Genomic DNA, 16,946 nt, shown 5'->3' on the forward strand with positions numbered 1-16,946 from the left:
TCTTTATGGGAATCTCTTATGCAAGAATTTCACTATATTTGCTCAATACCGGATTAATGATTACTTCCCCCTTCCTACAAACAAGTAGATTGATCTTCGTTATATATCTATCTCTATGCTTTCGGTTTGCTTCGATCGTAACAACTTCAAGGTTATTTGAGGCGTTATTTTCATGATCACCGTCTATGTGATTCACTTCGTAAACCCTGTTATCCCCTATCGCCAGAAGTGCAATCTCACCATATGTTAACAAGGCTATAAGCTGATGATCCCTAATGATAATATTCTTATATATTGTGAAACATTTGTACCTCCCTGTACCAGCTCTTTGCCCACTTTGCATTAGCCAATTATTTTTAGTGATGATAAATTCCCCATCCATATATACTTTCCTCAATAGCTCCGGGTGCCTTTTATTACTTAAATACAATGTCTTGCCTTTAATGTACAAGTCAAACTTGTTATTGTTAAACCTCGTCATTGGGCTTTGATTGCGGTCATACAGAAACGAGTAGTTTTTATACTGAGTAACATACACCTGATCGAAAAGATGGACAGTGTTCCCCAACAGTTTCCAAGAGGCCTCCATTTTTGAATCAGGGATAACTGGAATAGGCACTCCTTCGTAATTATTCACAAACTCAGGTAGTTTTGAAATTCCAGTGTTGTCAGGAACTACAACTAGTGAAGGTGTCATTCTACATACCCCATTTCGGATTTTTTAAATAGCATTAAGCCAACTCTAAAATCTGCAGCGCATGAGCATTGCTTAGAATATCCATGAGTAGCTCTTGCATTGAGTATTTATTCATCAAGGTAATGATGTTTTCCACCCTTGAGGGATCAGCAAATTGAAGGCTAAGTTTTAACAGGTGATATAAACTTTTTCCTTCCTCAATAAGTATAAACTCCTGCATTTTCCTAAACTCTTCCACTACATTCTGAAGATTCAAATGCTCAATAAGAAGATCGAATTCTTTCTGTTCATAGGGTATTCTGGTTTCAAGGACTCCTACATATCCTCTTTGATACTCCTCAGCCGATAACAAAGGAGTTACATTTCTGTAATCACAAAAAACTTTATTATATTCACATTTAGCCGTATATGCACTAATATCAAAATTATCTTCACTGTTGAATCGACAACCATTAAGCGATTTGAAGAATAGTTCACTCACCCATTCTCTTTCTAATGAACTTTTAGGGAGTTCCTCAAATAGGCTGGCTGCTGTCATCACCTCTCCAATGCTTAAATCTATAGAGAAAGTTAGCATCGTTCCACCTCCTATCAGGCCTCAAAGAGTCGTACCATCTGATAAAACCTTTTTTCACTTACCCCAAGTTTTAATGCAGCATCAGCTACTTTTGACTCTTTTTCATAATAGGAAAGGTACGCCTTGTAAAATCCATCAGGGTAATTCTGTAAAGGACGGCCCAATTTTTTTGAACGTAGAGCTTGCATTTCGTCTTTGGTTTTTATAAACTCCTCAAGATACATAGTTCCTTCAATACCGTGAGGGGATAACAGCATTGCTCCATCTGCTTCATTTAAAAGAATGAGATCTACCGAAGCATCTTGGATAATCCTTAAAAAGGAGCTTAATTCAGCTACACTATCAGCCACATCCTTTAAGCCCCGTATTGTTAACTTGTCTGCTTTTTTAAGTTTTTCTAGCAAAGAAGAGAGCTCTGTTCCAAAGGAAACATCAAACTCATCAGTTAAATCGAAATAAACCTCTTCTGTATCTGCCACTTTTATAAATTCTTCAAGTTCCTTTTTTCGTTTAACACGTAGATAGCCCATTTTCATTATTCATTCATCCTCTCGCTCAACTGATTAGTACATACGCATGATTGCCTACTTTATCTACTACTCCCATATAAACAACTGAATTAGACACGCAATAATGTTATTTTTTGTATTATTTTACTTATTTAGTGTTCATATGATAGCTTGAAAAAACGGAAGAATCAAGTCCTTTTAGAGGATAATTCTGACTTTATGAAAGAAAAGAAGAGACATTTAGAAATAGGAAACACTGGAGGAGAAAGCATACGAACCAACCCGTTTAGCAGCCTGTATGCCCCTGTAAGGGCGTAAGAAACTTAGAGTAATATAAGGAGAAGGACTAGCGATGGGAACGCCTGTTTGGAAGCACTAGAGCGGCGTAAGAGCATACCCAAAAACACCCCGAGAGGGAGACAAGGAACTAGCAAAATAATATTGAAACGAAAGACAATGAGCGAACAACTTTGAAATAGTGTTCCTGAAGCCCCCATAAGAAATCCTTGTCGCATGGGGGCTTCAGTTATTGTAGTTTCATTATCTGGAGGACGCATCACAGTATACTCAACGAAGTGCTTCATAAACAGCATTAAAGCAGTTATTGAATAAATTCACGATATTTATTGCTTTGAAGCCCACCTCTATTTACCAAAGGTAACCAGAGGTGATCTGGTCTTCTAGTTCGAAGGGAATTTCAAAATTTATATACAGGCATTCAGCCCCCTTTAGGTTGGCGGTTCCTCCCATTGATACATTCTTCATCTTTAGAAAAAGCCTCTGCCATCCATGTTGCTCACACAACCGATCATATATATCGCAAGGATAACTGCTTAAAGCAACTTTCATGCATGTACCTACCAATTTATTGGTGAGTTCTTCAAGCATCTCATGTGTACAATTATATTTATAATGGTTTCCCCCTCTCATGGTTTTCTCTGGGTAGGGCATATCAATATACATGAAATAATCAAATCGTTCATAGTATTGATCCACGAGATCAAGGCAACTCCCATGAGTCACGGTCACTCCCTCCAGCAGAGGCTGAAATGTATATAGACTGTTGATCTTATGGAAATAGCCATCATAAAAATCCGTTTCCTTTTCTCTAGCATAACTCTTCATGTTCGATGCAAAGCTTTGGTGAGCACAAATAAAAGTGTACGCTGCAGCGTCTACAATGTTTGAGGTGCCTTCGTAAATTCTTCTATCAGCTAGTTCTGCATCTAACTTACGATCAAGAACTGCAGCTTCAAAAACTTCTTTTGAATACTCTAGTTCATTCAATCGCATTATTAGATCATAATTTAAATCTTCATCACTAATAGCTGCATAGAGCTTGGCTAGTGAAAGATCCAAATCATTAAGGATTCTCTGTTCAAATAACTCTGGTGAAGTGTTAAGCATTATGCGAGCCCCTCCTGCCGCTCCTTCAATTAGTCCTGTCAGTTCATATGCTTCCGCACACCATTCGATAAGCGGAATTATATGAGAGACGAGTCCATACTTACCACCTATATATGGGATTATGGAATTAGGCACATTCCGTTTCTTACTTCCAGACGTTTTCATTTTAGAGTGCGCCATTTTCTATCAACCTCGCATTGACTTTCGGACAGTTGATTACATACATTCTCAGGTGCTTTTCGGCCATACCTTTTAGCTTAGGTATTGTTTCTTGATCTCGCACCTTATCACGTGAGATACATATTCCAGTAGCAATCCACCCTTTAGTGATTAGCTTAAGCCGACTATCAATCGTGTTCTTTGAATTTTCTTCAGAAGTTTCAAGAAACAAGTCCATTAATAAATCCTTAGATGCGGCAACAGTAACAGCCCCATATTTTTCAATTGAGCTTTCTTTATCTAAAATAAGGAATCCATATTCCTTAAACTTTAAATCGTCCTTAGATTGAAGTGGTGCACCTTCAAGGTTTTCCAATATATATTCTTCGAAATTCTTGAGGTACTCTTCAGCATCCGAATAGTTACATACCTCTCCCAATAAAATGGATAGGTTGTCTACCTGCTCGAATATTGCATCCAGCTTCATTCTATTGGCTCTAGCAATCATTTGCTTTAGCATCTCTGTAGTTATAATACTGCTCACCTCCAGATCGGAGTAAGCAGCATTAAATGCCAGGCTGTTAGTCTTTCTGCTAAGCTCATGAATAAGATAACGGTACGTATAATTTCCAGCAAGTTTTGACCGAAACTCAACTACGTATGTTTCTTGAATAAAGCGTGGATGTTTCCCGCGATACAATTTAATATTATAGATCTCTTCAAAATGCGGTTCTTTTTCTTCTAGTTTTGAATTTCCTCCTTTCTTTTTTCCGTCATTTAAAATTATAATTTCTGACATATTGCGATCCATAACTTACCCCCGCAAAAAAGATTTGCCTGAACTAACAAGCATATGCCTATAGACCCTCTCTTCTGCGATGTCGGTAAATTTATCTCATCTCTCGGGGAAATCTTCTCAGACAGTAAATTTATTTCTCGCCTCACACCCCACACTGTGAATGTTGTAAAATAAGGAATTGTGTTTCAACATTTCCCAATCATCTCAACAAGATTTTTTTAACAACCTTCCTCTTTTTTTTCATAAAAGCTTTAAAATAAACACGCTTTGAAAGGAATATAATTGTGCTTAAGCGAGAGAAGCGACGTAAATACGTAACATTATCCTATTTAATTAAAATTGAAGGCATCTTACCCGCTTGCTTCTATTAGAATTGCGATTGACTATGAAACCCTAAAAATAGTCGCCCCATTCGTTGGCAAACATTAGACGTTGCTCGTACTCCCGTTAGAAAAAGCGTCAGTCTTACCTTCAGACTCATTACAAAGAATATTTTTTCAAGAGTAGCTTGCAAGTCGAACAGCTTACTAATAAAGATAAAGCACACAACCTTTCTCGTTTTAAACCGAAGCAAACAAAAGCCAGAGGGAGACGAGAGGAACTATATACGGGGACAATTAACTTTGCGAAAATCGGGGTTTTAGGGCCGGAAAAGCCGGAAAATCAAAGTAAAAGGCAGTTGTAAACTTTGCATTGGCCCGTAACTTTGCATGGCTACTTTGCATTATAGAAAAAGGCGGCCCCATAATTTTAAGAATGAGATAATGTCATATAGGCTTTCCCTGGTTCTCCGCAATAGATTTCGTAATAGTCAGTACTAAGCTTTTTCCACTTCGCAATTTTGTGCGGAGAGTTCATCTGTTTTTGATTTATTTGAATTATGCAGACTAAACTGGATTAGTTTAGACAATATTGCAAAGTATCGAAGGCAAAGCCTTATTTACATACCGAAAATAATAGATGCACTGAAATTGATTCTTTACACGTAGATGTAAACCATGAAGAACCAAGAAAGATCTTCTGTTCAGTTTTTTATAAGAACGATACTTCTCCTGATATACTCCTATAACTCCTAATGGTAAATAGCCCTATGATGTAGTTAGTACTTTCTCATACTGAGAATAAACAAATCGGGTTTTAGTGACTTTTTAGAACTTAGGCAAAAAAGGATAGTTGGAAGTAGTAGGGAAGGTGAATCCCAACAATATCTTCCTAAAATCGTCTTACCCCTTTGTAACAACATGAATGCTTTTATAAATCACAGTCTGGAATCGTTATAATTCGAAAAAATAAATTTATAACACCCTGTCCTGGCTTGTTATAAAACCCCTCCAATCCAAATGAGATGTTTCTCCTGCCTTGTAACATACTCTCAGATTTTTTATAAAACCGTCTTTTCAAGTTATAAAATAGTCCTGGAACGTTATAATCTAAAAATGGTTTTTATAAATTATTGTCCAAAGTTTTATAAAACGGACTCTTATCCTGACAAGCAATATCTTTGACCTGCAATTTAGTCTCGAAATCATTTGTAAATTAGTCCATCCAAGATATAAATTAGTCTTCTATCGTTGTAACAATATTGAAGACTTTTATAACGAGAAAATCATTGTTTTATAAACAGAGGTCAACAAGCGGACTTTCAGTTTTAGCTAATTAATTCCATAAGTTATAAGCAACTACCTGTGCTCAAAATCTCTGGTTCAGGTATACAGGGAAAGTGCTCGTCGTTTAGGCATTGTCCGTGTTTCCATGGGAAAATTCAGTTTTATGTTCATTGCAACGATGAAGAAATCGCTCATAAAAAAGAAGGTGCCAATTTTCTCAGCACCTCCAAAATGAAGATATCAGTAGTTACCTTTGGAAAGAATCAAGTACAGATACATTTCCAACCACAAACTCTATAGAACGTTTACCCCCGAAATCTCCCTTCGAACTATCAAAGATCATCTCAGCATCATTCACTTTGAGGATAAGCTTACTATGACCTGTTAGTCCTTTACTGAAGAATTGATTCTTGTTCACATCAGCGGCTAACCCTGGAATTTCTAAAGGGATCTTGTCTACTGCTGCAAATTGAGGAAGCTTGAATCTGTTAATGTACTCACGCACAATTAATGTCGTTACGTCCTCATTATAAAACCCCCGCCCTATCGCCAGATCATTAGTACCACGAAGGGCATTACCCAAATTAGCAACTACACTCTCCGTCAAGTTTGAACCTGAGCCATGTTCAAACGCCCCAAAGATATTTTTGTCCCCAAGAATCTTCATCTGAGTTAATGCTTGTTTCAGTTCGGCAGAAAGGCTATTTAGATTAGTAATACCATCAACACTGACCAGCTTTCCACCCCGAATAAGTAATGTGTGTTCTGCAATTAAATTGGATATCTCTGTAACAGGAAGCTTAGTGGATTGACCTCCATAGTCTTTATTGTTAATGACCAGTTTACCCTGAGCATCAAAAACGACCTGCCATTTACCTGTTGATGCATTTTTATCAGCGTATTGACTCAGGAATGACTCATTGATTTTGTCAGTCGAATACCCCAAGCCGGGATTCCATGCGTTCTTGAGAGCAGTAGAACCAATATCGAGTGCAAAGGTCTTTAGCTCCAATTCGCCTGCGACCTTAAAATTAGTAGTAACACTGCTGCCTTTATAAATAACTTCCTTTCCTGCAGCTCCCAAGCTATTGGCGAGTTTTTTAGCATTGGCATCTGTAGCTACAGACATCCCGCTAATTGCAGGTTGGATATTTACGTTTACAAATTCTGCTTGATTATAGCTTATCGGTTGGATAGAACGGAGCCTGTCACCAGCAACGAATGCAACACTTGTATTACCTGATTCATCATCAAAAGCCATAAGCACTTCTGGATTAACTTTCAGGGTGGATTCCTCCGGATGGGTTGACCAATACAATCCATTTGTAGAAGCAGAATCTTCCGCGAAAGACTTCTCTGCTGCGCCATCTTTGGGAATATACCGCTGGAAGTTAACCGTAGTTTTATAATCTGCTGACTGATAACTGACCGGAGCCGGACTTGACCAGCGATAAGGTTCACTATGGCTGCCCGTTAACTTCCCATTTTTATCATACTCTTTGACCATCTTGTATCTTGTTTCGCTGTATTGATACGATGTGAACGGACTCTTAACCCCATATTTAAAAATATTACTCTTGATCACTTGGGCCTGTTCTTCCACTGCACCCCGGCTTGCGGCAGCAATATGTCCGTTGAACAAGCTAAAGTTATTTACCCATTCCGCTATTTTGATGTTAGATACAGACTCATTATCTCGAATGGCTAAGAGATCACCCGTAAGATTAAAGAAATTGGTCGGACGATAAGCTGTTATTTCTTTTGTTACTGTGTCATTTACCAATTTTGCTGTACTGGTTGCCCAATTGATAGCACCAAGATCCGGGTTAACTAATGAAAAGATAGTCATTCCTGAAGGTGTAATCTGTGGATCGGAAAATGTACTGCTAGGCAATGATATAGAGAAACGAGCTTGGTCACTGCCTGCAGGATTCATAGTGTCCCAGTACTTAGATAACCGCCATTGAGGAACTATATATTCGGTGGTGATCGGCTCAGGAGAATCTTTGGTGGCCTTCACATATAACGTTAATCTAGCGTTTGAATATACCCCCTTCCCATTATCCTTAACCCCTGCATATTTGTTTTCCACAGACGAATCGCTCTTACCATCACCGCCTAAATACTGATGAAGTTTTACAGGAAGTGGTGTATCGAAGCCCAACTCAATTTCCCATGTGTCTCCATTTACGATAGCAGGAATTGCAATTGAACCATTCTTGCCGGCTTCTGATTTTATAAGCGTAGACTTGTTGATATTTTCTTGATCCCGCTTATCCTGTAATGTAAACTTGGCATTTTTGTCTTCCAACACTTCATACAGCTTACCTTCATGTTCGAGAGACATGCTCCCTTTTACCACCTTATCTCCAGCACTTATCTGTCCCAAATACTTCTGGCTTTCCTCTGTCCAGCCGCTGACTGCTTTCGTGAAAGATTTCCCTGTGGCTATACCCCGGGCATCTACCACAGTTACATTAAGATTAATATCGATTTCCGGTTTATTTCCATTCACTTTCTCACCAGACCCATAACCCCAAGGCTGATACCCCCATGAGCCGAAAGGATTAATAGAGACTGTAGATGACAATGGAACTTTAGTGGTTACCGGCTTTAATGTACGGGTGTAGTTATCTCTGGCATACATTTGAAATGTGTTCGGTAAATTACCGTTTTCCTTATACGGAGAAAGATATGCTTGTTCAGATGAACTTGCTCCTCCTTTAGTAACTGCTTCAAATTCCCGATTAGCCGAAAGTTGAGCCAATGTATCATCCGTTGGACGAGCTGTTTGCCGTATCCAGAGATACCAATCAGTAGCATCATGCATCGGCATAAAAGCATAATCGCGATCATACGAACTATTATTGTCCTTAACACTAATTCCAACAACAGTTTGAAAAAACAGTACCAACTCATCTTTGTCGAATTTCTCTTGCATCATTTGTTCGAAATTTGAATACGCTTTGCCAGTAAGCACCCCCTTCTCCTTAATTAAATCCATGTAACCATCAAACATCATACTGCCAATAATTTGCGCATCTATCTTGTCAAAATTGTCTTCGCTGCCGTGCTTTAAGATATAGTCCTCAATCATATCCTTAATTGAATCTCCAACAACCTGTACATTTCCATCCCCTGCAAGATTACGATTAGGGTCATTGGGATCAATGTTGTACAGTGACTCTCCAATAATCTGTTTGAAGAGATTACCCCCATCAGAGATAGCATTGTCGGCATAGTCGAGTGTACGTCTTAGCAATTGCTCATGAGGAGAACCTGTAGAGCTATTGGGATAGAGCGGATTTTCACCGTATAGTGCCTTTACCTTACTGCTTGATCCGTTACGTTCAAACGTAATCAAGCCAGAACTGCTTTTTCGAAACAAGGCATCAGATGTTTTGTTTGGAGCCATGTAAAACATCAGATTTTCGTAGTCAAACTTAAAATCGTCCTGAAGATCGACTTTGCTGGAAGTAGATGATAATACCCCTATTCGGGAGCTACTCATCTTGTTAGGAATGAAGCCAAACTGCAGCACTGCTACGTTGTCCGAAGTTTGAAAGGTACCTGCAGCCGTAGTTGAACTGCTACTACTAGTTGCGGGTGGAGTCCCACCTACGTTTGCATCTGAAGTATCAGCAGCCGATACCCCATCTCCTCCAACAGGCAATAAAATAGAGGTTACTGTACTTAACGTTAGTAAGATGATCATAACGGAAGATTTAACTGTAGAATTTCTTCGGGGTTTCCTGAGTGCAAATACACTCCAAGTAGCTAACCCCATAGACAACAAGAAGGCAGCAATCATATAGATAATGCTATCTCCTGTATGGGGATTGGTTGAACTGCCACCCATAACAACTCCTGCACCCAATACTAATGTTGTCACGGGGGACTTATCATCAATAAGAACTGAAAATACTTTACCTGTTTCGTTATCCCTAAGCATATAGGATTCATTGGGTTTGACCGCAAAAGAGACTGTAGCTTTACCCTTGAATTCTTTGTCTGCAATCGAAGCTACATTAAGCACAGAAAAATTGTAGCTTTGACCACCTTTACTGACATTAAATAAATACTTAGGGGTAAGAGAGACCTCAAGCTTACCCACCCCATTCTTGACAGTAATAGAAGAAGCAGTGGGTTCACCAACTGAATACTTGCCTCCAGCCACTGATACCTTGTATATTCCGTCAGTCACTCCAGGAATAATTCTATCGTCCATACTGACAAAGTAGGTATGGGATTTTCCGACAGCATCGGTAAGTAACACATTTACCCCTGACCAATTATTACTCAGCGAACTGTTACTTGCTGTTGAGAAGTCTACAGCTACTGTCCCAACAGAATGAATATTTTCCACTGTTATAAGAATTTTGTGAAGAGTTTTAGAATTCCCTGCAACGATATCAGTTGGCAATTCGATCTCTGCTTTATTGTTCACTCCGTTTACAACTGTTCGTCCATCTATCCCAACAAGGAACTTCCAAGTCAACTTGTCAGTTTCAACCCAAGCGATTCCCTTATCGTCTGTTGTTAGATCAAACGTACCTTTACCTTCCTGTAGCTTGATAGTTAATTTAGTATTCTTTAGCATATTATTGGATTCGTCTTGAAGTTGCAATCCAATCTTCTTATTGTTTACCTTTAATACACCACTGATAGGCCTAAGAGAAGTACCTGTTAGATCCCTAAATTGCTGCTCATCATTAGCTCCCCCAAAGTAATCAAAAGCTTCAACGAGAAACTTGAAGTGTGAATTTAACGTCAGGTTATACTCAGTTCTGGAAGAAGCAGTTTCCTGTCTAACTAGAGTAGTAAAAGTAATACTCTTGAGTAATGGGCTGGCTTCCCTCAGAATAAAGGCTAACTCATCTCCAAGCTTATACCCCGGGTGCTTGAAGAGCAGTTCATACTTCTGTTTGCTTACATTATAGTTCTCAGTACTTCCTGATACTGAACTGATTTTTTTGTTGTCTTTTACCGACCAGAGTTCCAGAGTGAATTCTGGAACGAATAGCGTCGAACCACTGCCGAGATTGTCCTCTCCTTGATAATAGATGTCTACGTATACACCTTCAGTTACTGTACGCATTGAAATATCATTAAGCGCAGGATTTGAAGTGGTGGTTGCAGTGGGTACAGTGGGTACAGTGGTTTCAGTGGGTTGATCTTCAAGTAACAAAAAAGCTTGAGGAACCTCGCTACCTGATGATATATTCCCAGCTTGGCTCACACCCTCTTCTGCAGATACCATCGGCGCGGACAACGAAAGGAGTAATGTGCAGGATACAATTAAACTTAGCATTTTTCTCATCTTTACTAACCTCCTTGAATTCAATATTGATCTAGGGTTTGCTTTATCGTTGACCTCCTATGTACTACTTTTCTTCTCTGAAAATAACTCAGTAACTAAAAATAACTCAAATCGAGTAGGAGGAGGCTGTAAGCCCCCGACCTCTCACACCACCGTACGTACCGTTCGGTATACGGCGGTTCATGAAATATTCCGTAAGGAGTTGTATCTGTCCAATAAGCTCCTGAGTCCATTGGATTCCCAGTATTGGTTATTCAATGCTCGTTGCAGAATTGGACTTCCTGCTATTCGCCAATACCCTTTTCGGGTATTTCCCCATTCATAGGCTTTATTCTTAGGCATGCCTAAGGATACAAGCCTTTTGACTTTGGTTCTAGGGTTCTTCCATTGCTTCCAAAGGCACATTCTTAGCCTTCTTCGTATCCATTTATCCATGTCCCGAAAGCTACTCGGCGTGTCGGCAAGCGAGAAGTATCCGCACCATCCCATTAGATAATGGTTTAGTTCCTTCATTCGTTCTTCCATCTTCATTGATTTCTTTCGGGAGGTTATCTCTCGAATTCTGACCTTCGCTTTCTGTAAGGACTGCTGTGCAATTCTCACTTTCGGCTCTTTGTCTATGCTAAAACTAAACCCTAGAAACTTCCGTTTCCAGGGTCGGTCTACCGCGCTCTTGGCTTGATTGACCTTCAGTTTTAGCCTCGTCTCGATGAATCGGGTGACGGATGCCTTGACTCGTTCACCTGCTCTTGACGTTTTCACGTAGATATTGCAGTCGTCCGCATAGCGGACGAAGCGGTGTCCACGTCTCTCTAGTTCCTTGTCCAATTCGTCCAAGACGATGTTGGATAATAATGGACTCAACGGACCGCCTTGTGGCGCGCCTTCCGTAGTCGGATGAACTAACCCGTTCTCCATCATGCCCGACTGAAGGTACTTACGTATAAGCAGAAGAACTTTCTTGTCCTTCACTTTCTCCGCAATCTTCATCATTAGACGGTCATGGTTGACACGGTCAAAGAACTTCTCCAAGTCCAGATCGACTACGAATCGATAGCCTTCTCTCATGAATGTTTTAGCTTCCCTTACGGCATCATGTCCCCGCCTTTTGGGGCGAAATCCATAACTGTGCTCGGAAAAGGTTGGATCGAACAATGGGGTTAACACCTGGGCGATCGCTTGCTGTAGCATTCGGTCGGTCACGGTAGGAATGCCTAACTTCCTGACACCTCCGCCATTCGGTTTCGGGATTTCGACCCGACGTACGGGGCTCGGCTCATAGGTTCCTTCTTCTACCGCTTGTCGTATCTTCTGCCAGTTTTGTACAATGTGTTCGCGTAAGGATTTTACGGACATCCCATCTACGCCATGGCTTCCTTTATTCGATTCGACTCGCTTTAACGCTTGTAGAAGATTTTCCCGTGACAGCAACTGCTCCAACATTTTATTTTACCTCTCTTTACGTGATTTGTGCCCTCTTCTTGTGCCAAAGATGAATTCTGCCCTGCCGAAGCTCCACACGGGATTCACCGCTTCCTTCTTCAGTCAGGTCCTTTCGGATTTTCTGCTGTCCTTACTCATCTTGAACGCCTAGATACACAAATGCCTATTTCATGTTCAGCCCTTCCGCTCGTGTTGCAACACGAAAGCGTACTATGGCGTCTGCTGACTTCTGTACGTTCAGCCTGTCCTCACGGGCAGGGTTACGAAGTGTCTTCGTGTTTCGTACAGATCTCCCCAGGTAAGAACGCTATCTTCCTCTCCATCTATCTGCTTCATTTACTCTCGTACGCCTTTGGCAGTATGGACTTTGGTTTGTTTGGCAACCTCATCCAACGTACGCTAGCCTTGTATGAAGTTCGTGTTCCTCAGACCAGAGATTTGCCGCTGGCTTCCTTCAGATTCCTCCTCGCGGAGGACACCCTTGCCTTAAGCTAATGACTACTACTGCCTTCGCCATTCGGGACTTTAACCCTAGAGATAGCGCCCATGCTGGGCGCACCAAAAAAAAGAACGAGCCCATTTGAGCTCGTCCTAGAAGGCACCTGTACTAAATCGAATGTACTACGTCTATCAAATCTCCGAAAGTTGGTTGCACCAAAATCCTACCATCTGTAGCAAGACCCTTAACTGGATCTACTCTCTCAAATGTTCCTGAAACCGTCTCATACCAAAGACCGTTAATTTGAAATGCCATTTCCGCATGATTATTTCCACAGTATACAATTGTATTGTATCCAATTGAATCAAAAACAACTGATTTTACGTGAGCATCAGATACGCAATTCGAGATATTATTAAAAAGAGCATCATAAGCGGAATAACTCCCTTCTCCTGGATTAGCAGCTTTATTTAATAACCTTATAGCAATACTTTGAGCCTGATACACACGTTCAATTTCCTCTATACTTACCCCATCCGTGACTAATACCCCTATGCTGTCCTCTGCGCTCTTCAAACCACGATTTTCTATGGAACGATCTGAAGTATTACCGGACCATCTTTGTCCTTCTATATACTTATAGTAATATTCCGAGTACAGTTCACCTAATTTTATGGAGTCTCCTTCTTTAAGAGCACCGGCCACTACATTCATAACCTTTGTATACTCCGTTTGATTGTTAGTTCCGTATACATGATTCCCGTATTTGATATAACTATCACTCACTGAATTTACATTTAATGTTGCTGAGGTTGATATAGACGGAGATTCAATATTCGCAGTCATAGTTTCTGCATTCCATTCTATAGTCGCCCCTAAAGCCTCACTAATAAAACGCAAAGGTACCATGGTTATATTGCGAATAGTCTGAGCCTTAACTGATAATGAAATGATCTTTCCATTTACCGAAGCAGATGCCGCTCCTAGAATAATGGTGATTTGAGTTTCATCCCTTTTTGCATGGATTGTCTTATCTTTCGCATCAAATACGAGGTTCGCACCCAAAGATTCGAATATCTCCCTCATTGGAATAAGCACTGTTCCACTACTCATCACTGGAGATTCAACGTAATGCTGCTTAACACCATTAAGATATACTGTGATTTCCTTTTTTGAAGAAGCCAATACTGCATTACTCTTTGTTTCCGAAGCTTTGGATCGTAATAAGGATAATGTAACCTTTTCCTCAGCAGAAGAGATTCCAATCTTCTGCTTGATTTGATCCAATACAGCTTTCGCTCTTTGTTCCTCAGCAAGTATATGCCTATCTCTATTGCTGTCAGGACTTTTCACCATAGAATCCTCTGTCTCCAGAATTACACTACGTAGAGCTTCGATATTTAGAAAGTCTACATTTCCAGATAATTTCTTTTCAATTTCCATGAGACTGTTTGATACCAATCGTAGTCTCGTAAAGTTCCAACCATCCGCATTCAATGATTGTACTGCCATTCGTAAATTCTGAAGATAAACATCATCAATGAAGCGATTAAGCAAAGTACCTGAGGAAACCGATTGGCTCAAACTATTTTCTGATTGTACTGTGTTATTCGAAAGCAATCCGCCTATCAAGTTGGAACCCAACATCATTCCACAAACTACTATGCTAAATGAACGCTTAGCAAAACTCTTTCCATTTACTTTGCTTCGAGAATACGTGGATGACAAGTGGATTGCTGTAGTTTGATCTGTCCTCATAATTATCCTCCCCCTCTATTACTTATAAAATAAAATTGTCTTATTTCAGTTCCTAAAATTATTACGGAGCATCAGCTAAAACTTTGAGCAAATTAATCTTTAGTTTGGATATACTAATTAACTTTCTAATGATCCTTCCTTCCATTCATTCACATAAGAAAAGCATCTATCCAAGTACGACCCATTTGGAGTCATACTTTTTGATAGATGCTTAGTTATAAACTATTATTTTCCGTAATCTAACGCTTTGCCTTATAGAATTCATGATAAAGCTTCATCAGTGCCCTTTTCTCTATACGCGACACGTAGCTGCGCGAGATCCCCAGATCCTTCGCGATTTCCCGCTGCGTTCGCTCCTCACCGCCGGTGTCTAAGCCAAAGCGCCCCACTACCACTTCCTTCTCCCTCTCGTCCAGAATATCGAGATTGCGGTAGATTTTGCTTTTTTCAATCTTGAGGTCAACTTCCTTAATAACATCATCAGCTTCAGAGCCAAGTATATCGATTAACGTAATTTCATTGCCTTCTTTATCCGTACCTATAGGATCGTGTAGAGACACGTCCTTGCGGGTTTTTTTTAATGAACGCAAATGCATCAAGATTTCATTTTCGATACAACGAGCAGCAAATGTCGCAAGTTTCGTCCCCTTGTTTGGCCGATAACTTTCGATTGCTTTGATTAATCCGATGGTACCGATGGAGATCAGATCTTCCATATCCTCTCCAGTATTGTCAAATTTTTTTACTATGTGGGCAACTAATCTCAAATTATGTTCAATCAGCAAATTCCGTGCTTTAGCATCCCCCTCAGCCATCATCCCTAAGTATTTGCTCTCCTCCTGCTCCGTGAGCGGCTGTGGAAAAGCATTATTCCTTACGTAAGATACCAGCAGCGTCAGTTCTTTGATCAGCAACGCAATCGTGCTTATAATTCCTGGCAACTTAGCGACACCTCCCGCACATGTACAATGAAACCGATCTGCATTTGAGAACTACGGGTTCATGGTCCTTTTATTGTATGTGGGTAGGTGCCTAGAAGTGCATGTACGCGGAAAATAGGTACAAACTCAAGAACTTTTTTATCTTCTCCACTTAAACTTCATAATCTAATGGATTCAATGTAAATTCAATTAAGCTCTGCCCCTTCCTTGTAGCCAATAACGAACCTTTTTGGTTGAACCTTTCCCACTTGGGGTATCATTCAGAATTTCGATCTCTACGTCCTCAATACTTAGCATTGCATTGCAAACTGAAGGCATCCTGTTCGACAACTTCAAATCCTTATGTATATCACCTGATGTCAGATCAATATAAGCTAAACCTCGTACCGTTGCATTCACAGTAACATCGAATATGTATTGCCTTATTTCATCAGTAAGCCCCCTCTTACTTATTGATTCTGCTTTCTCCGTAAATGAAGGGACTTTTCTTCGACTGTTATAGACAGCAGATTGTTCTTCCGCAAATGCCATAATCATATCTAGCTCATTTTGTGGGAATCTATTAGGCTCACTCATCATATAGCCAACTTGCCAAAAGTACATATCGACTAATTTCATAGGTGTATATTCACTATTCCCACTTGTAAACATGTCCTTACATTTTAAAAACTCAACTTCATTGTCCAAATAGAAATCAACTAAAGTAATAAGTGACTCCCGGTTAAACGATGTATTATTTAATCCATGCAGCTTCATTGCACTTACAAAAAAACGATCATAGGCAGGAACAATACCAAAGAGTCCTAACAGTATTTTTGATGCAAGTGTATCACTAACAGAGATAGTATCCTTTCTGCCACCAATCGGTGTAACATTATATGAATAGGCATCCCTTACCTCTTTTATTAGCATATCGATTCCATCATAATATTGATGCAAAAGAGTATTACGAAACTCAGGAGCGTAATACTGTTTGTACTTATCGTCCATAAATACTTTTTCCAAAAGATATTCATGAACCTTGTAGTCTTTCTGAAGTAAAAACGTTCCTCCTCTAAGCATACCCCAACTGGCCAGATAAAAAGCCAAGTGTAAAGAAGCATGATCCAATACTTTTTCTTCATTAAAGAGTGCATGATTGTCTTTAAAAAAACTGTAGCAATGCTGCCAGGATAGGAACCTATGATGTTTATCCAGCAGAGACTGTGTATGATACTCTGAAATAATATTAAAAATCACCTCAGACCCCTCCTTACTTCTAATTTTTTGTACTTACAAACAGCGGCTTAG

Annotated in this window: 11 protein-coding genes; 1 reads left to right on the forward strand and 10 read right to left on the reverse strand. The window is 39.9% G+C overall.

Features of this window, described 5'->3' with window-relative positions; all coding sequences use genetic code 11:
• Positions 1-16 precede the first annotated feature (16 nt).
• The 7 genes from H1230_RS25235 to ltrA all read right to left on the reverse strand — a co-directional run bounded on the left by H1230_RS25235 (position 17) and on the right by ltrA (position 12,518).
• The gene (locus H1230_RS25235; protein ID WP_239712584.1) at positions 17-697 is read right to left on the reverse strand and encodes an HNH endonuclease; all 681 of its coding nucleotides are present in this window, start codon (positions 695-697) and stop codon (positions 17-19) included.
• Between the two features lie 34 nt (positions 698-731).
• Entirely contained in the window at positions 732-1,274 is a 543-nt protein-coding gene (locus tag H1230_RS25240) for a hypothetical protein (protein WP_239712585.1), read from the reverse strand.
• A 14-nt stretch (positions 1,275-1,288) separates the two neighbouring features.
• Positions 1,289-1,810 carry a hypothetical protein gene (locus H1230_RS25245; protein WP_239712586.1) on the reverse strand — a complete coding sequence of 174 codons (522 nt, stop codon included), beginning with the start codon at positions 1,808-1,810 and terminating at the stop codon, positions 1,289-1,291.
• A 621-nt stretch (positions 1,811-2,431) separates the two neighbouring features.
• Positions 2,432-3,370 (reverse strand): DNA adenine methylase, encoded by a 939-nt coding sequence (locus tag H1230_RS25250; RefSeq protein ID WP_345773374.1) that lies wholly within the window; start codon positions 3,368-3,370, stop codon positions 2,432-2,434.
• Positions 3,357-4,160 (reverse strand): hypothetical protein, encoded by an 804-nt coding sequence (locus H1230_RS25255; RefSeq protein ID WP_239712588.1) that lies wholly within the window; start codon positions 4,158-4,160, stop codon positions 3,357-3,359. Before H1230_RS25255 ends, H1230_RS25250 begins: the two co-directional genes overlap by 14 nt.
• Before the next feature lie 1,842 nt (positions 4,161-6,002).
• Positions 6,003-11,075, reverse strand: a complete 5,073-nt coding sequence (locus H1230_RS25260) for a hypothetical protein (RefSeq protein WP_239712589.1) — start codon at positions 11,073-11,075, stop codon at positions 6,003-6,005.
• A 180-nt stretch (positions 11,076-11,255) separates the two neighbouring features.
• Complete coding sequence (gene ltrA / locus H1230_RS25265; RefSeq protein WP_239712590.1) at positions 11,256-12,518, reverse strand: group II intron reverse transcriptase/maturase; 1,263 nt, start codon at positions 12,516-12,518, stop codon at positions 11,256-11,258.
• A gap of 267 nt (positions 12,519-12,785) precedes the next feature.
• Here ltrA and H1230_RS25270 point away from each other — a divergent pair, with 267 nt between their 5' ends.
• Positions 12,786-13,013, forward strand: coding sequence for a hypothetical protein (locus H1230_RS25270; RefSeq protein ID WP_239712591.1), 228 nt, complete (start codon positions 12,786-12,788; stop codon positions 13,011-13,013).
• A gap of 112 nt (positions 13,014-13,125) precedes the next feature.
• Here the strand turns inward: H1230_RS25270 and H1230_RS25275 are convergent, their stop codons facing one another.
• The 3 genes from H1230_RS25275 to H1230_RS25285 form a co-directional block, all read right to left on the reverse strand.
• Complete coding sequence (locus H1230_RS25275) at positions 13,126-14,715, reverse strand: copper amine oxidase N-terminal domain-containing protein (protein ID WP_239712592.1); 1,590 nt, start codon at positions 14,713-14,715, stop codon at positions 13,126-13,128.
• A gap of 239 nt (positions 14,716-14,954) precedes the next feature.
• On the reverse strand, positions 14,955-15,656 hold the full coding sequence (gene sigK / locus H1230_RS25280) for an RNA polymerase sporulation sigma factor SigK (protein ID WP_239712593.1): 702 nt from the start codon (positions 15,654-15,656) through the stop codon (positions 14,955-14,957).
• Between the two features lie 189 nt (positions 15,657-15,845).
• Complete coding sequence (locus H1230_RS25285) at positions 15,846-16,895, reverse strand: hypothetical protein (protein ID WP_239712594.1); 1,050 nt, start codon at positions 16,893-16,895, stop codon at positions 15,846-15,848.
• Positions 16,896-16,946 lie beyond the last annotated feature (51 nt).

It is taken from the genome of Paenibacillus sp. 19GGS1-52, assembly GCF_022369515.1.
Classification (GTDB): domain Bacteria; phylum Bacillota; class Bacilli; order Paenibacillales; family Paenibacillaceae; genus Paenibacillus_AQ.